This window comes from Flavobacterium sp. 28YEA47A, from assembly GCF_041262125.1.
Taxonomy (GTDB): domain Bacteria; phylum Bacteroidota; class Bacteroidia; order Flavobacteriales; family Flavobacteriaceae; genus Flavobacterium.
In genome coordinates this window covers 15,006-31,185 of sequence record NZ_JBGCCI010000013.1, presented here as the reverse complement: position 1 = coordinate 31,185, position 16,180 = coordinate 15,006, and the positions used below count along the sequence as shown (strand labels likewise).

Sequence of the window (16,180 nt, the reverse complement as noted above, 5' to 3'; positions counted from 1 at the left end):
TATATTTTAGCTTCCAATGAGAGAAGTTGCATTCATAAAGCAAAATAAAGAAAAATGGCTCGACTTCGAGCAAGCAATTTTCGGTAAAGCTAAAAAAAATCCTGATGAAATGGCCAGTTTGTATATACATTTGGTCAACGATTTGTCGTATGCACAAACTTATTATCCTAAAAGCAAGACAGTTGTCTATCTCAATTACCTCGCCGCACAGATTTACCAAAAGATTTACAAAACCAAAAGAACCGAAACCAATTGGTTCGTATATTTCTTTTCAATAGAAGTACCGCTAATCGTGTATCAATATCGAAGGTATGTGCTATATGCATTCCTGCTTTTTTTCATGACAACAGCCATTGGTGTTGTTTCAGCAAAATATGATCCCGATTTTGTACGGCTGATTATGGGTGACGAATATGTCAATATGACCCTACAGAATATTAAAGAGGGCAATCCTGTAGCGGTATACAAAAGTGGAAGTAATTGGGGCATGACCATTGGAATCACATTAAACAATTTATATGTAGGGCTCCTATCTTTTATATTTGGCGTCTTTGCTGGAATTGGAACCTTTTATATACTGATCCGAAACTGCATTATGCTGGGTTCTTTTCAATATTTCTTCTACGAGCAGGGTGTCTTTTGGGAAAGTGTACAAGGAATATGGATTCACGGTTCTATGGAAATTTTTGCCATTGTTATTGAAGCTGCAGCAGGTTTTATTTTAGGAGCTTCCCTATTGTTTCCGAAAACCTATTCCAGAATGGCTTCTTTTAAAATAGGTTTTAAAAACAGCTTTAAAATAGTATTAGGAACAATGCCTTTTACTATTGCTGCCGGAATTTTAGAAGGTTTTGTAACCCGTTATTCTCTCGAAATGCCTAATTGGCTAAACGTGTTTATCATCTTGTCTACCCTATCTTTAATTTCTTTTTATTTCTTGATCTTTCCTTTTATAGTCAATAAAAAAATACAATCCGCCAAATGATCGCTTTATTCAAGAAAAGAAATTTTAACGACTACCTTAATGACACTTTCTCTTTTTTCAAAAAAGACGGAAAGCATTTCCTAAAAAACTATTTCGTTCTCAACGGGATTTTCCTGTTGTTGCTGGTCGTTTTTATTTATTTCCTTTCGAAAATTTATTTTGAAGCTATTTTTTCTACACTAGATCAGACCAATCCGGGATATAATTTTGTAGAAGAGCTTTTTAATGAAAATTTAGGTGTCTTTATTGCGTCGCTCATCGGATTCATACTATTATCACTTTTTCTTACGCTGCTGAATTTTGCTTATCCTATTATTTATCTTGACAAATACGACCAGTTCCAAGGAAGTAATTTTAGCACTGCGGAAATAATAAACGGCCTAAAAGCCAAAATGGGAAGGATCTTTTTATTTTTTATTATTTCACTGTTTGTGATAACTCCAGCAATAGCAATCTTATTCACAGTCCTGATACTGCTTTCATTTATTATTATCGGGATTCCATTGATGATGATTGCCTTTCCTGCCATTTTCTCTCTGATTACATTGACATTCTATGACTATCTGACAACTGAGAACGGCTATTTTACCTCACTTGGCAATGCAGCAGGCTATTTAAAAAAGCAATTCTGGCCAATTGTTGGGGTTACTATGCTCATGTATATGATTATTCAAGTCGTGTTAACCCTATTTTCAATGATTCCTTATGTGATTGCTATGGTCATGCTTTTTACATCCATTGGAGATCGTACAACCGGGCCTACCCAAGATGCCTTATCAACTTTTGGAGTTTTGATGACTGTCGTATTCGTAACCGTAATTTTAGCCAATTATATATTGAACAACTTATTAATCGTAAACCAAGGCATGATCTATTATAGCCGAAAAGAACATGATGAGAACAAAGCTACTTTTGGTGAAATTGACAGTATCGGAACAAATTTTGAATAAACTATTCTACATATTTTTATTTTTCTTCTGCCTAAATGCTTTCGGACAGGACTCTCTTTCGGTTAACAAAACGGATACAACTGTTGTAGCCCAAAAATTTTCCGAGAAAGACATTCTTATTGACACTACTAAAATAAAAAGCCTTTCGTTTCCCGATTATAAAAAAAAATACAACGATCCTGACTTTAATTATGAAACCAAAGTCAAAGAAAAAAGTGCATGGGAACGTTTTAAGGAATGGCTCGCCTATTGGTATAATAAAATTTTCAGTATTGGCAATGAGGGAGCCTCTAAAACAGCTATTGAGCTGATTTTAAAAATCTTAGCCGTCATTATCATTCTGATCGTGATTTACCTTATAGTAAAAGCAATCATGAATGACGAAGGACGATGGGTATTTGGAAAACCATCCGACAAAAAAGTCATTCATTACGATGAAATTGAAAAGAACCTTCATCTGGTAGATTTTGAAAAACTGATTAAAGAAGCTGTAAAAACGGGTGAAAGCCGTTTGGTTATACGCTACTATTATTTGTGGCTTCTAAAAAAACTAGCTGCAAAAGAAATTATCGAATGGGATGCCGAAAAAACAAACTCCGATTATCTCTATGAAATAAAAAACGAAAAGCTAAGGAACGACTTTGCTTATCTTTCCTACCTCTACAACTATATCTGGTATGGAGAATTTGAGCTTGAAGAAGAAACACTTTCCAAAGCAATACAATCGTTTGAAAAAACAATCAAGACTTTATAATGAACAAGACTATCAAAATATATATCGCGTTTTTGGTACTGCTTTTGGTAGGCATTGTTTTTATTGATGTAGTCCGTCCAAAACCTATCAATTGGTCTCCAACTTACGACATCACAGACAAGATTCCTTTCGGGATGTATGTCTTTAACAAAGAAGCTCCCGACCTATTTGGGCAAAAAGTGAATAGAATCACAAAAACTGCCTATGAATATTTTGAACCAAAATACGACTACGACAGTCTCGTAAATACGTATACGGTGCATGGAACCATCTTGTCTATTTCAGACCAATGTCTGATTGATGAAGAATCAGCACAGGAACTTTTGTACTTTGCCCAACATGGAAATAAGGTTTTTATTAGTGCGAAATCCTTTCCTAGTAAATTGAAGGACAGCTTAAAATTCTCCTATACTATGAAATTCATGGGGCTGGGCAAAGATTCTATTTTTACCATGCTAGCCAATCCGCATCTTGGCAAGAAAAAATACGACATCTCTGTGGGTGCCGGAAATTCATACTTTGAAAAAATTGATACTTTAAAAACGACAGTTCTTGGCTATCATGAAAATTCAAAAGAAAAACTGGTCAATTTCATAAAAGTTCCCTACGGCAAAGGAGAATTTTACCTACATACGCAACCAACCGTATTTACTAATTACCATCTTTTAAAGGGCAATGGTTCTGAATATACAGCCAAAGTCTTAAGCTATACTGAAGGAGAAATATTCTGGCTACTTAAAAACCAGTCTGGAGAAATTCTCTCCAATTCGCCTATGCGTTATTTTTTGAGTCAGCCCGCATTAAAAGCGGCATGGTATATATTCTTGATAGGTATAGTTGTTTTTTTCATATTCAATGCAAAAAGAAAACAACGAATCGTCCCTATCATAAAACCTTTAGAAAATACTACTGTCGATTTTACGAAGACCATCGGGAATTTATACTTTCAGGAAGGGAACCATGACAACATAATTGAAAAGAAAATCATATATTTCCTTGAAAAAATAAGGAACGATTATTTGCTGGACACGACAGTACTGGATGAAAACTTTGAAAAAAAGCTACAGCAGAAGTCCGGTAAAAAACCAGAAGACATACGCAGAGTTATTCATCTTATCAATCAGCGCAGAAAGAGCTATCATCAAAGTATTGAAAGCGACCTTATAGCCTTGAATACAGCCATTGAAAAAATTCTAGCAAAAGAAAAAAACAATCAAGAAACATAATCCAATTACAAAATGGAAGAAAATATAGCACACAATCCGAATGAAAATCCAATTGAGAATGTAAATTTTCAATCCCGAATTGATTTGAGCCAACTGCAGGAAAGCATCGAAAAAATCAGGTCTGAAATCAGTAGTGTTATTGTAGGACAACACAAAATGATCGACCAACTTTTGGTTGCCATTCTTTCCAATGGTCATGTTTTGCTGGAAGGTGTTCCTGGTGTTGCCAAAACAATTACTGCAAAATTAGTCGCTAAAACCTTAAATGTCGGATTCAGCAGGATTCAGTTTACTCCTGACCTGATGCCATCAGATATATTGGGAACTTCAGTATACGACTTGAAAAAATCTGAATTTGAATTCAAAAAAGGGCCTGTTTTCTCTAATTTGGTTTTGATTGACGAAATCAACCGAGCTCCTGCCAAAACCCAGGCCGCTTTGTTTGAAGTTATGGAAGAGCGCCAGATTACAATGGACGGAATTACATACGAAATGGATGCTCCATTTTTAGTAATTGCAACCCAAAACCCTATCGAACAGGAAGGAACCTACCGCCTGCCGGAAGCTCAATTAGACCGATTCTTGTTCAAAATCAATATTGATTACCCAAAACTGGATGAAGAAATCCTTATCATCCAGAAAGAACACCAATTGCAAAATCACGGAAAACTAGACAATATCCATACTGTACTGACTTCTGATGAAATCCAGAAATACCAATCTCTTGTAAAGCAGATTATCGTAGAACCTCAGCTTTTGGAATACATTGCCAAACTGGTTGTCAATACGCGTGAAAATGCTTTCTTATACTTGGGAGCTTCGCCTCGTGCGTCTATTGCCATATTAAATGCAGCAAAAGGATATGCGGCAATCCGCGGAAGAGATTTCGTAACACCAGAAGATATTAAAGAAGCTGCAATTCCGGTATTACAACATAGAGTTATCGTAACTCCGGAACGTGAAATGGAAGGTATTACCAGCACAGAAATCATCAAACAAGTCATCGAAGCCATCGAAATTCCTAGATAATCTAAAAGTTACGCCTGTTGAAACTGCTCAAAAAATTATACATCAACAATTTCTTTTTTTACGCGCTGATTGGCGTGGCATTCTTGTATTGCGTTGCCTTTATTTTTCCGGCACTTTACAACGCTGCGGGTTATCTATTGCTGATGCTTTTGGCATTTTTGGTTCTTGACATATTGATTTTGTTTAGTGCCAAAAACGGGCTTGATGGAACTCGTATTGCACCCGAAAAATTGTCAAATGGAGATGAGAATCCTATAGGAATCAATATTAAAAACTATTACACCTTTCCTATTGGCGTAAAAATTATAGACGAAATTCCGGAACAGTTCCAGATTCGTAATTTTGAAATAAAAAGAAAAATCAAGGCTTCTTCGCAAGATGATATTCAATACTACTTACGTCCGACTTCGAGAGGTGAATATGTCTTTGGAAATCTGAATATTTATGCCATGTCACCGCTTAGGCTTGTTTCCAGAAGATTTACATTTGACAAAAACCAGATGGTTCCGACGTATCCGTCCTATATACAGCTAAGAAAATATGACCTAATGGCCTTTTCCAACAATTTATTCCAATATGGTGTAAAAAAAATCAGGAGAATTGGTCATACGATGGAATTTGAGCAGATTAAAGAATATGTGCAGGGCGATGATATCCGTACGCTAAACTGGAAAGCGACCGCCAAGAAAAATGCATTGATGGTCAATCAGTTTCAGGACGAAAAATCACAATCTATTTACATGGCTATCGATAAAGGGCGCGTTATGAAAATGCCTTTTAACGGATTGAGTTTGCTGGATTATGCTATAAATGCAACGCTTGTCTTATCTAATGTTATCTTAAAAAAGCAGGACAAGGCAGGAATGTTTACCTTCTCTAAAAGAGTAGAAAATCGTGTTGTGGCAGAAAAGCGTTCCTCGCAAATGCACAAGATTTTGGAAAGCCTCTACAACATCAAAACCGACTTTTTTGAGAGCGACTACAGCCGATTGTATGTTGATATAAAGAAAAACATCAACCACAGGAGTTTGATTATCCTGTACACCAATTTTGAAACGCTAGACAGCCTGCACCGACAGCTTCCTTACCTGAAAGCAATTGCAAAAAGCCACCTGCTTGTTGTTGTATTCTTCCAAAACACGGAATTAAACGATATTATCAATTCAAAAGCCGTTACTGTCCAGGAAGTATATGACAAAGTAATTGCTGAGAAATTTGCATTCGAAAAGCGATTGATTGTAAATGAGCTGAAAAAATACGGAATCCATTCTGTATTGACACAACCTGAAAACCTGACTTTAGACACGATTAATAAATATTTGGAGATTAAGGCAAGGGGAATACTTTGATTTGGGATTTCTGATTTTAGATTTGGGATTGGCGATTTTTGATTATGGTTTATGATTTAGTACCTTAGCGGCTTAGAAATACAGAAATCAGAATCTTGAAACAAATCACTTCAGTTCAGAATCCATTTATCAAATCACTAGTACTGCTTCAGGAAAAATCTAAAGCCCGAAAACAGACTGGAACATTTTTAATTGAAGGCCACAGAGAAATTGAACTGGCTCAAAAAGGCGGCTATGAAATCGAAACTGTTTTATTCCTTCCGGAAATCAGTTCCGAAAATGACACCAAAAAACTTTCCGGTTCTGCTGAATTGATTGAAATCAGCAAAGAAGTATATCAGAAACTGGCCTATCGTGATACTACAGAAGGCATATTAGCCGTAGCAAAATCCAAAAACCTTTCTCTTTCAGAATTAAATCTTGGTAAAAATCCGTTGATTTTGATTGCTGAATCTCCTGAAAAGCCAGGAAATATTGGCGCTATGCTAAGAACAGCCGATGCTGCAAAAATGGATGCCGTGATCATCGCCAATCCAAAAAGCGACTTATACAATCCCAACATAGTACGTTCCAGCGTAGGATGCCTGTTTACAAACCAAATTGCAACAGGAACTACCGAAGAGATTATCGCTTTCCTAAAAGAAAAAAACATCAATATTTATTGCGCTACTTTACAAGATTCGACTGGCTACCATACCCAAGACTACACTACTCCAACCGCATTGGTTGTGGGAACGGAAGCAACAGGATTGACAAAGGAATGGCGCGACAATTCAACTCAAAATATCATTATCCCAATGCAGGGAGCAATCGACTCGATGAATGTTTCTGTTGCAGCGGCCATCTTGATTTTTGAAGCAAAAAGACAAAGAGGATTTTAATCAATTACAACTTATGAATTTTAAATTAGGTTTCTTAGCTACTTTTTTAATAAGCACCAGCCTTTCAGCGCAAATTACTCCGACTCAAATCGACGAAGTCGTTGAAAAAACCATAAAAACATTTGACGTTCCGGGTATTGCCGTGGCTATCGTAAAAGATGGAAAGGTTATCCATTCCAAAGGTTATGGCGTAAAATCAATAATCACCAAGCAAAAAGTCGATGAAAACACTTTATTTGGAATTGCCTCCAACAGTAAAGCATTTACAAGTGCTGCATTGGCAATGCTTGTTGATGAAGGTAAAATCAAATGGGACGATAAAGTCATCAACTACCTTCCAGAATTCAAAATGTATAATGATTACGTTACCAATGAATTTACAATTCGTGACTTACTAACTCACCGTAGCGGACTTGGGCTTGGTGCCGGCGATTTGATGATCTGGCCTGACGGTTCTGATTTCAAAGCAGAAGATATTATTGGAAACATCCAATACCTTAAACCGGTTTCAGGATTTAGAGCAAAATACGATTACGACAATCTTTTATACATTATTGCCGGAGAAGTCGTCCATAAAGTAAGCGGGCAGACATGGAATGAATTTATAGAAAACAGGATCATTAAGCCGCTTGGAATGGCTAACACGGCTTCTTCATGGGTCAGGCTAAAAGATACATCCAATGTTATTGTACCTCACGTTCCTATTGATGGAAAGCTAAAAGTAATCTCACGTTACAAAAACCAAATGTTTGATGCCGCCGCAGGTATTTATTCCAGCGTAAATGACATGAGCAAATGGGCAATCATGCAACTGAATAAAGGGAAATATGGCAACGGCCAGAAAATGTTCTCCGAGAAAGAACATTCCGAAATGTGGACGCCGCAAACACTTATGCCTAACAAACCGATTCCGCCATACAATTCGCTTTTTAAAGCCTATGGTTTGGGTTGGCAGCTGAATGATGTTAAAGGAAAAATGCAGGTTTCCCATACAGGAGGCCTGGAAGGAATCGTAACACAGGTAACTCTGATTCCTGAACTTCAGCTTGGAATTATTGTTTTCACGAACCAGCAATCCGGCGCTGCTTTTTCTGCAATAACCAATACAATCAAAGACAGCTACCTTGGAATAGAACCTATTGACCACGTCAAATATTTTAGCGACAGGGAAAAAGCCAGCGGAGAAAAAGCAGACAAAATTACAGATGAAGTATGGCAAACTGTCGCAAAAAATAAAAACCTGAAAATCGATACCAAAAAGTATATCGGAACCTATAAAGACAATTGGTTTGGCGAAGTTACCATCACTGAAAAAAAAGGGAAAATGTATTTCGCTTCCAAACGTTCACCGCAACTCAAAGGCGAAATTTTCTTCTATAAAGACAATAATTTTGTAGTAAAATGGGACAATCGCTATTTTCATGCAGATGCTCATATCTTCTTCCAAAAAGATAATGCAGAATTTACTATGAAACCAATTTCTCCAGCTACAGATTTTAGTTATGATTTTCAAGATCTTAACTTTTTCAGAATAAAATAAAAAGACAACTCTGAACTATTTTCAGAGCATAAAAACCGCCCAATTTGGAGCGGTTTTTGCTTTTATACAAAGAGGCAAAAAAATTGCAAATTCAAAAACTTTATTTTACTTTTAGTCAATAGCAAACAAACATCAGAAACGCCATGGTAGAGATTGATTTAGAAAAAGAAAACAAGGCAATTGCGAGAGAATACAAAGAACTTTTACGAATCAGTTATCAAACGTTGTCAGAAGATGACAAGAAACTAATCCGTAAGGCTTTTGATGTGGCTGTAGATGCCCATAAGGACCAGCGCAGGAAATCTGGCGAAGCCTATATCTTCCATCCTATTGCCGTAGCAAAAATTGTAGCTTCGGAAATCGGTTTGGGCGCTACTTCTATTGCTGCTGCGTTGATGCATGATGTTGTTGAAGATACTGATATCACAGTAGAAGACATTGAAAGAATGTTCAATCCGAAGATTGCAAAAATCGTTGAAGGATTGACTAAAATAGCTCAGGTAAAGACAGATAACGAAATTTCGATGCAGGCGGAAAATTTCCGTAAAATGCTGCTGACTTTAAACGATGACGTACGTGTTATCCTTATCAAGATTGCTGACCGTTTGCACAATATGCAGACTATGGAATCGATGGTGGATTACAAACAGGCAAAAATAGCATCTGAAACGCTTTATATTTATGCACCACTTGCCCACCGCCTGGGATTGTATAACATCAAAAACCAGCTGGAAGATTTAGGACTGAAATATACGGAGCCTGAAATTTATAATGACATTGTCAGCAAGATAAAAGAAACCAAAGAACAGCAGGACGAATACATCAAGTCTATTTCTGATGTATTGAAAGAATCATTGGATGCTGAAGGAATTGACTATATCATCAAAGGCCGTCCTAAATCTATTTTTTCCATCCGGAAGAAAATGCTTGCACAAGGCGTGAGCTTTGACGAAGTATACGATAAATTCGCCCTGAGGATTATTTACAAGGCGGCTCCTAGTGAAGAAAAATTCCTTGCCTGGAAAATATATTCGATCGTAACCGACCATTATCGCCCGAGCCCGAGCCGTCTTCGCGATTGGATTTCTTCTCCAAAATCGACGGGTTATGAAGCCCTCCACATTACTGTAATGGGCCCAAAAGGACGTTGGGTAGAAATTCAGGTACGAAGTGAAAGAATGGATGAGATTGCTGAAAAAGGCTACGCAGCACATTATAAATACAAACAAGGCGGCTCCGAAGAACACGGTTTGGATACCTGGCTGAATCTTTTAAAAGAAGCTCTGGAAAATGCCTCAACCAATGCAGTTGACTTTGTAGAAGATTTCAAACTGAATCTCTATTCCAAAGAAATTTACGTCTTCACTCCAAAAGGAGAAATCAAATCGCTTCCAAAAGGAGCTACATCACTGGATTTTGCTTTCAGTATCCACTCCGAAATTGGAATCAGGACACGCGGAACCAGAGTTAATGGAAAATTAGTCCCATTAAACCACGTATTGAATAGTGGTGACCAGATAGAAGTCATTACGTCTCCAAATCAAAAACCTACCTCGCACTGGCTGGATTATGTAACGACATCACGTGCGAAAACCAAAATTAAAAACGTACTCAACGAGAATACAAAGAAAATTGCGGAAGACGGAAAAGAATTATTGACCCGAAAATTACGCCATTTGAAAGTCAACATGTCAGAAGCAACCGTAAACGAGCTGGTCAATTATTTCAAGCTAAAAACCAGTCTTGACCTTTTCTATCGCGTAGGAATTGGAGCTATTGACAACCAACAGCTTAAAGATTTCGCTGCCCAGAAGAGCAATACGTTTATGAATTTCTTCAAAAACAAGATCAAACGTACGCCTTCTTCAAATCCCGAAACCATCAACAAGCCAGAAATCAGCAATAATTTTGACATGCTGGTTTTTGGAAAAGAACAAGACAAACTGGATTATAAGCTGGCAACTTGCTGTAACCCGATTCCGGGTGATGAAGTTTTTGGATTCGTAACTATCAACGAAGGAATTAAAGTCCATAAAAAAGACTGCCCTAATGCCATTAGTCTTCAATCTAACTATGCTTACAGGATTATCAAAGCCAAATGGATTGATTCATCACAACAAGAATTTAAAGCTATCCTGAACATTACCGGAATGGATACTCTTGGTTTGACAAACGAGCTGACTAAAGTAATTTCCAACAACATGCATGTAAATATCCAGAGTATTTCCCTGAGTGGTGATGCCGGTATTTTTAACGGACAAGTCGTAGTAGTTGTACAGAACAATACGATCTTGAAAAAGCTAATCGAAAACATCAAAAAAATTGATGGAATCGATAAAGTCACGAGAATTAACAAGAATTAAAAAATAAGAATCAAACCCGTTTGTACTCAATAAATTGAGAGACTTTCTCTACTAAAAAATTTTAATATTTTTTTAGGTAAAAATCAACAAACGAGAAACTTGATACTTGAAATAAAATGATTTATCTTTGCAGGATATGACACTAATTTCTGTAGATAATAATAAAAATCAAGAGATTGTAAAAAATGTTTTTACAAAATATCTTGAAACGAAAGGACATCGCAAAACTCCTGAGCGCTATGCTATTCTCCAGGAGATTTATGATAATGAAGAGCATTTTGACATCGAATCTCTTTATATCAAGATGAAAAACAAAAACTATCGTGTGAGTAGAGCAACACTTTACAACACGATCGAACTTTTATTGGATTGTGCCCTGGTAAGAAAGCACCAATTCGGGCAAAATCAGGCACACTACGAAAAATCTTATTTCGACAAACAGCACGATCATATCATCATGACAGATTCTGGCGAGGTGATTGAGTTTTGCGACCCTCGAATCCAAAGCATCAAAAAAACTATTGAAGAAATTTTTGATATCGAAATTCACAATCACTCCCTATACCTTTACGGAAACAAAAAGACTACACCTAAAGAATAAATAAACAACTAACAACAAAAAAATGACCGTAGATTTACTACTCGGCTTGCAGTGGGGCGACGAAGGCAAAGGAAAGATTGTTGACGTTCTCACTTCAAAGTACGATATTATTGCCCGTTTTCAAGGCGGACCTAATGCCGGGCATACGCTCGAATTTGATGGAATCAAGCACGTTTTGAGAACAATTCCGTCAGGGATTTTTCATAAAAATTCAATCAACATTATCGGAAACGGTGTCGTAATTGACCCTGTGGTTTTCCAAAAAGAATTGGAAGGCTTGGCAAAATTTGATATTGACATCCAGTCCCGATTGATTATCTCAAGAAAAGCACACCTTATTTTACCAACACACCGCTTGCTTGATGCGGCATCTGAAGCATCAAAAGGCAAGGCAAAAATCGGTTCTACATTAAAAGGAATCGGGCCAACCTATATGGATAAAACCGGAAGGAATGGTTTGCGTGTTGGCGATATCGAATTGGCTGATTTTAAAGATCGTTATAGAACTTTGGCTGACAAGCACCAGGCAATGATTGCTTTTTATGATGTTGATCTTCAGTATGACCTGAAAGAACTGGAAGACGAATTTTTCCAATCGATTGAAGTCTTAAAGACACTACAATTCATCGACAGCGAAGAATACATCAACAAAGCTATGAAAGATGGTAAGTCAATTTTAGCCGAAGGAGCTCAAGGTTCTCTTTTGGATATTGACTTTGGAACTTATCCTTTCGTTACTTCATCAAACACAACAGCTGCCGGAGCTTGTACAGGATTAGGAATTGCTCCAAACCGCGTAAAGGAAGTGTTTGGAATTTTCAAGGCCTACACTACAAGAGTTGGAAGCGGCCCTTTCCCTACCGAGCTTTTTGACAAAGACGGCGAAACTATGGCAAAAGTTGGAAACGAATTTGGTTCAGTTACCGGTCGTGCCAGACGATGTGGATGGTTGGATCTGGTAGCCTTGAAATATGCTATCCAGGTTAACGGAGTAACGGCTTTGTATATGATGAAAGGTGACGTACTATCCGGATTTGATACGCTAAAAATCTGTACGGCATACAAATACAACGGAACGGAAATTGACCACCTTCCTTACAATATTGAACCGGAAAACGTTTCTCCTGTTTATGTAGAGAAAAAAGGATGGAAAGCTGACCTTACCGGAATGACAAGCTACAACGAACTTCCTTCAGAATTAAAGGAATATGTCGAATTTATCGAAAATTTCGTAGAAGTACCAATCAAGGTTATCTCCGTTGGTCCTGACAGAAAACAGACCATTTTAAAATAAGAACAACGCCTTGGATAATTTCAAGGCGTTTTTTTATTCTGAATAGATTTAACAAAAAATCTTTCTAATCATTATAATCTGCGGCAAAAAAACTATGCCACAGATATCACGGATTCTAGCGGATTTATTCCAAAACAAAATCCATTAAGACTTATAATCAGTGACAAATTCTAAAAAAATCATCTCCACAAAGTTTACATTCAATTGTTTACACAAATAATTCTTAATTAAAAATCAGTTATGGAGATTTTAATTAAATTTGAGCCAAAATTCAATCCATTGAAGAAGAACTTTTTATTTCTTGCAAGCTTTTTTATCCTACTGAGTTTCAATACGCTGCTGGCACAAGCACCACCAAAAAAAATAATAGTAGAGAATTCCGATTTTGTCGATATCCAACAGGAAGAAATCCCTGGAGCTATCCGATACAGAGGAAATGTGAGAATTCTGCATGATGGTGTCAGAATGACCTGTAATACGGCCTATTTATTTCAAAAGGAAAACTATATAAAAGCCTTCGGTGATGTAAAAATGAACCAGGGCGATACCGTATTTATGGACAGCCGTTATGCCGAATACCAAGGGAATATAAAATTTGCCTTTGCGACCGGAAATGTGGTCATGCGCGATCCAAAAATGACACTGACAACAGACACGATTAACTTTGACAGGAGAATACAACAGGCTTATTATACAACATACGGAACTATAAAAGATCAGGAAAACACGCTGAGAAGCAAATCGGGAAGATATTATCTTAATGAGAAAAAGTTCCAGTTCCTGACTGCCGTTACCATAACAAATCCAAAATACGTAATCAAATCAAACCATTTGGATTACTATTCAAATTCGGGACATTCTTATCTATTTGGCCCTTCAACAATTACGAGCAAAGAAAACTTTATCTATACAGAAAAAGGATTTTATGACACCAAGAAGAATTTTGCCCATTTTGTCAAAAACTCCTATATCAAATACAACAATCGTCTCATTGAAGGAGATAGTTTATATTATGACCGAAATCGGGAATTTGCTTCCGCCACGAATAATGTAAAAGTTACAGATTCCATCAACAAAGGAGTTGTTCGCGGCCATTATGGGGAAGTCTATCGAAACCAGGATTCTTTAGTTATGACTAAAAGAGCCGTAGCAGCCACGCTGATAGAAAAAGACACACTTTATGTTCATGGAAAAAAGCTAATGGTAACCGGAAAACCCGAAAACCGTATTATTCGCGCCTTTAATAACGTCCGATTTTATAAAATCGACATGAGCGGCAAATGCGACTCTTTACATTCCAATCAAAAAAATGGGCTGACACAATTGATTGGAAGACCTGTTATTTGGAACGGAGAAAACCAGTTGACCGGAAAAGTGATACATCTGATTTCAAATACCCAAACGGAAAAGCTGGATTCGCTCAAGGTTCTGACGGACGCGTTTATAGCGTCAAAAGACACCTTAGGAACCGGTTACAATCAGGTTAAAGGCGTCAACCTATATGGCAAATTCCGGGATAATAAACTATATGAAGTCGATCTCGTCAAAAATACAGAGAAGCTCTACTACGGATATGACAAAGGACAATTGATGGCTATTGATAAAGGAATTAGCAGCCGTATCCATCTGGAACTGGAAGATAACAAAATTACCTCTGTCACCTCTTTTACAAATCCAGAAAGTGAAAGTTATCCTGAAAAAGACCTGCCCGAAAATGCCCGGAAACTGAGAGGATTTATATGGCGCGGCGATGAAATAATAAAAAGTAAGGATGATATTTTTCCTCCGGAAGAAAATGAAATCCATGAAAAAATAGTAAAGCAGAGCAAAGTCGACAAAGCCAAGGAAGATGTTCCTATGGAAGTCCGCAAAGAAACTCTGGATTACGACAAGAAAAAACCTGAGAAAAAACTTGAAAAAAAAGCAAAAACTCAGTAGCACCACTATGATAATGCAAATAAAATGAACAAAGATTTTCAAAAATACCAGGCACAAACTTCCCCTTACCCGCTTGGAATGGAAGTTTCTCATGCCGTTGGTTCTTACATTTACGACACAAACAATAAAAAATACCTTGACTTCGTAGCCGGAGTTTCCGCCTGTACGCTTGGCCATCAGAACAAAAGAGTGAATGATGCTATAAAAAACCAACTTGACAAATATTCGCATGTCATGGTGTATGGCGAATATTCGCAAAATCCGGCCGTTGAATTTTGCAAATTATTAGCTTCTCTCCTACCCAAACCGCTTGAAAAAACCTATTTGGTCAATTCAGGTACTGAAGCTACTGAAGGTGCATTAAAACTAGCCCGAAGAGTTACAGGACGTAGCCAGCTGATTTCCTGCAACAATGCCTATCATGGTAATACGATGGGCTCCATGAGCGTTATGGGTTTTGAAGAAAGAAAACGAGCCTTCCGTCCGTTGATTCCTGATATCGACTTTATTACATTTAACAATGAAGAAGACCTAAAGAAAATTACGACAAAAACCGCCGGGATAATCTTAGAAAGTATACAAGGTGGGGCTGGATTCATACAGCCAGAAAATGGCTTTTTGAAAAAAGTTAGAGAACGCTGCACTGAAGTAGGCGCCATGATGATTATTGACGAAATCCAACCTGGTTTTGGAAGAACCGGAAAATTATTTGGTTTTGAAAACTACGATGTTGTTCCTGATATCATAATTCTAGGCAAAGGAATGGGTGGCGGTATGCCAGTAGGCGCTTTTACAGCTTCGTCAGAAATGATGGATTTACTAAGCGACAATCCAAAACTGGGACACATCACAACCTTTGGAGGACATCCTGTCATAGCGGCTGCAAGCCTTGCTACACTCCAGGAAATCACAGAAACCGACCTGATTCCACAGACGCTGGAAAAAGAAAAGCTGTTCCGATCGCTTTTGGTACATCCTTTGATAAAAGATATAAGAGGACGTGGATTAATGTTGGCGGCAATGACCGAAGACGCCGAAATTACAAACCAGATCATCTTAAAATGCCAGGACAAGGGACTGATTTTATTTTGGCTGCTGTTTGAAGGAAAAGCAATCCGGATTACGCCTCCTCTTACTATCTCCGAAGAGGAAATTAAAGAAGGATGTGCGATCATGTTAGAAGTAATGGATGAAGTTCATGCAGCACTGAAAAACTAGGATTTAACAATAAAAATCCGTAACTTACAGAGAGTAGTTTTGTTAATTAAAT

Annotated in this window: 13 protein-coding genes; all 13 read left to right on the top strand. The window is 37.4% G+C overall.

Features of this window, described 5'->3' with window-relative positions; translation table 11 throughout:
* Positions 1-16: 16 nt before the first annotated feature.
* The 13 genes from ABH942_RS15650 to ABH942_RS15590 all read left to right on the top strand — a co-directional run bounded on the left by ABH942_RS15650 (position 17) and on the right by ABH942_RS15590 (position 16,128).
* Entirely contained in the window at positions 17-985 is a 969-nt protein-coding gene (locus tag ABH942_RS15650) for a stage II sporulation protein M (protein WP_370033592.1), read from the top strand.
* Positions 982-1,935 (top strand): hypothetical protein, encoded by a 954-nt coding sequence (locus tag ABH942_RS15645; RefSeq protein WP_370033590.1) that lies wholly within the window; start codon positions 982-984, stop codon positions 1,933-1,935. Before ABH942_RS15650 ends, ABH942_RS15645 begins: the two co-directional genes overlap by 4 nt.
* Entirely contained in the window at positions 1,928-2,689 is a 762-nt protein-coding gene (locus ABH942_RS15640) for a DUF4129 domain-containing protein (protein ID WP_370033588.1), read from the top strand. The genes ABH942_RS15645 and ABH942_RS15640 overlap by 8 nt, the downstream gene beginning before the upstream one ends.
* A complete protein-coding gene (locus tag ABH942_RS15635) occupies positions 2,689-3,915 on the top strand; it encodes a DUF4350 domain-containing protein (RefSeq protein WP_370033586.1) in 1,227 nt (408 codons plus the stop codon). Before ABH942_RS15640 ends, ABH942_RS15635 begins: the two co-directional genes overlap by 1 nt.
* A 12-nt stretch (positions 3,916-3,927) precedes the next feature.
* Positions 3,928-4,944, top strand: a complete 1,017-nt coding sequence (locus ABH942_RS15630; protein ID WP_370033584.1) for an AAA family ATPase — start codon at positions 3,928-3,930, stop codon at positions 4,942-4,944.
* A gap of 17 nt (positions 4,945-4,961) precedes the next feature.
* Positions 4,962-6,293: a DUF58 domain-containing protein gene (locus tag ABH942_RS15625; protein ID WP_370033582.1), complete on the top strand. Its 1,332-nt coding sequence runs from the start codon at positions 4,962-4,964 to the stop codon at positions 6,291-6,293.
* 95 nt (positions 6,294-6,388) lie between these two features.
* Entirely contained in the window at positions 6,389-7,174 is a 786-nt protein-coding gene (locus tag ABH942_RS15620) for a TrmH family RNA methyltransferase (protein WP_370033580.1), read from the top strand.
* Between the two features lie 13 nt (positions 7,175-7,187).
* Positions 7,188-8,714: a serine hydrolase gene (locus tag ABH942_RS15615; RefSeq protein WP_370033578.1), complete on the top strand. Its 1,527-nt coding sequence runs from the start codon at positions 7,188-7,190 to the stop codon at positions 8,712-8,714.
* Between the two features lie 143 nt (positions 8,715-8,857).
* The gene (locus ABH942_RS15610) at positions 8,858-11,077 is read left to right on the top strand and encodes a bifunctional (p)ppGpp synthetase/guanosine-3',5'-bis(diphosphate) 3'-pyrophosphohydrolase (RefSeq protein ID WP_370033576.1); all 2,220 of its coding nucleotides are present in this window, start codon (positions 8,858-8,860) and stop codon (positions 11,075-11,077) included.
* Between the two features lie 136 nt (positions 11,078-11,213).
* Positions 11,214-11,678 carry a Fur family transcriptional regulator gene (locus tag ABH942_RS15605; RefSeq protein WP_056072956.1) on the top strand — a complete coding sequence of 155 codons (465 nt, stop codon included), beginning with the start codon at positions 11,214-11,216 and terminating at the stop codon, positions 11,676-11,678.
* A gap of 22 nt (positions 11,679-11,700) precedes the next feature.
* The gene (locus ABH942_RS15600) at positions 11,701-12,972 is read left to right on the top strand and encodes an adenylosuccinate synthase (protein ID WP_370033574.1); all 1,272 of its coding nucleotides are present in this window, start codon (positions 11,701-11,703) and stop codon (positions 12,970-12,972) included.
* Between the two features lie 240 nt (positions 12,973-13,212).
* Positions 13,213-14,910, top strand: a complete 1,698-nt coding sequence (locus ABH942_RS15595) for an OstA-like protein (RefSeq protein ID WP_370033572.1) — start codon at positions 13,213-13,215, stop codon at positions 14,908-14,910.
* Positions 14,911-14,934: 24 nt separating this feature from the next.
* Entirely contained in the window at positions 14,935-16,128 is a 1,194-nt protein-coding gene (locus ABH942_RS15590; RefSeq protein WP_370033571.1) for an aspartate aminotransferase family protein, read from the top strand.
* Positions 16,129-16,180: the final 52 nt, after the last annotated feature.

Excerpts from the sequence above, each read along its gene's own strand:
- ABH942_RS15650 (WP_370033592.1), top strand. The coding sequence starts at position 17 with ATGAGAGAAGTTGCATTCATAAAGCAAAATAAAGAAAAATGGCTCGAC.
- ABH942_RS15645 (WP_370033590.1), top strand. The coding sequence starts at position 982 with ATGATCGCTTTATTCAAGAAAAGAAATTTTAACGACTACCTTAATGAC.
- ABH942_RS15635 (WP_370033586.1), top strand. The coding sequence starts at position 2,689 with ATGAACAAGACTATCAAAATATATATCGCGTTTTTGGTACTGCTTTTG.
- ABH942_RS15630 (WP_370033584.1), top strand. The coding sequence starts at position 3,928 with ATGGAAGAAAATATAGCACACAATCCGAATGAAAATCCAATTGAGAAT.
- ABH942_RS15615 (WP_370033578.1), top strand. The coding sequence starts at position 7,188 with ATGAATTTTAAATTAGGTTTCTTAGCTACTTTTTTAATAAGCACCAGC.
- ABH942_RS15610 (WP_370033576.1), top strand. The coding sequence starts at position 8,858 with ATGGTAGAGATTGATTTAGAAAAAGAAAACAAGGCAATTGCGAGAGAA.
- ABH942_RS15605 (WP_056072956.1), top strand. The coding sequence starts at position 11,214 with ATGACACTAATTTCTGTAGATAATAATAAAAATCAAGAGATTGTAAAA.
- ABH942_RS15600 (WP_370033574.1), top strand. The coding sequence starts at position 11,701 with ATGACCGTAGATTTACTACTCGGCTTGCAGTGGGGCGACGAAGGCAAA.
- ABH942_RS15595 (WP_370033572.1), top strand. The coding sequence starts at position 13,213 with ATGGAGATTTTAATTAAATTTGAGCCAAAATTCAATCCATTGAAGAAG.
- ABH942_RS15590 (WP_370033571.1), top strand. The coding sequence starts at position 14,935 with ATGAACAAAGATTTTCAAAAATACCAGGCACAAACTTCCCCTTACCCG.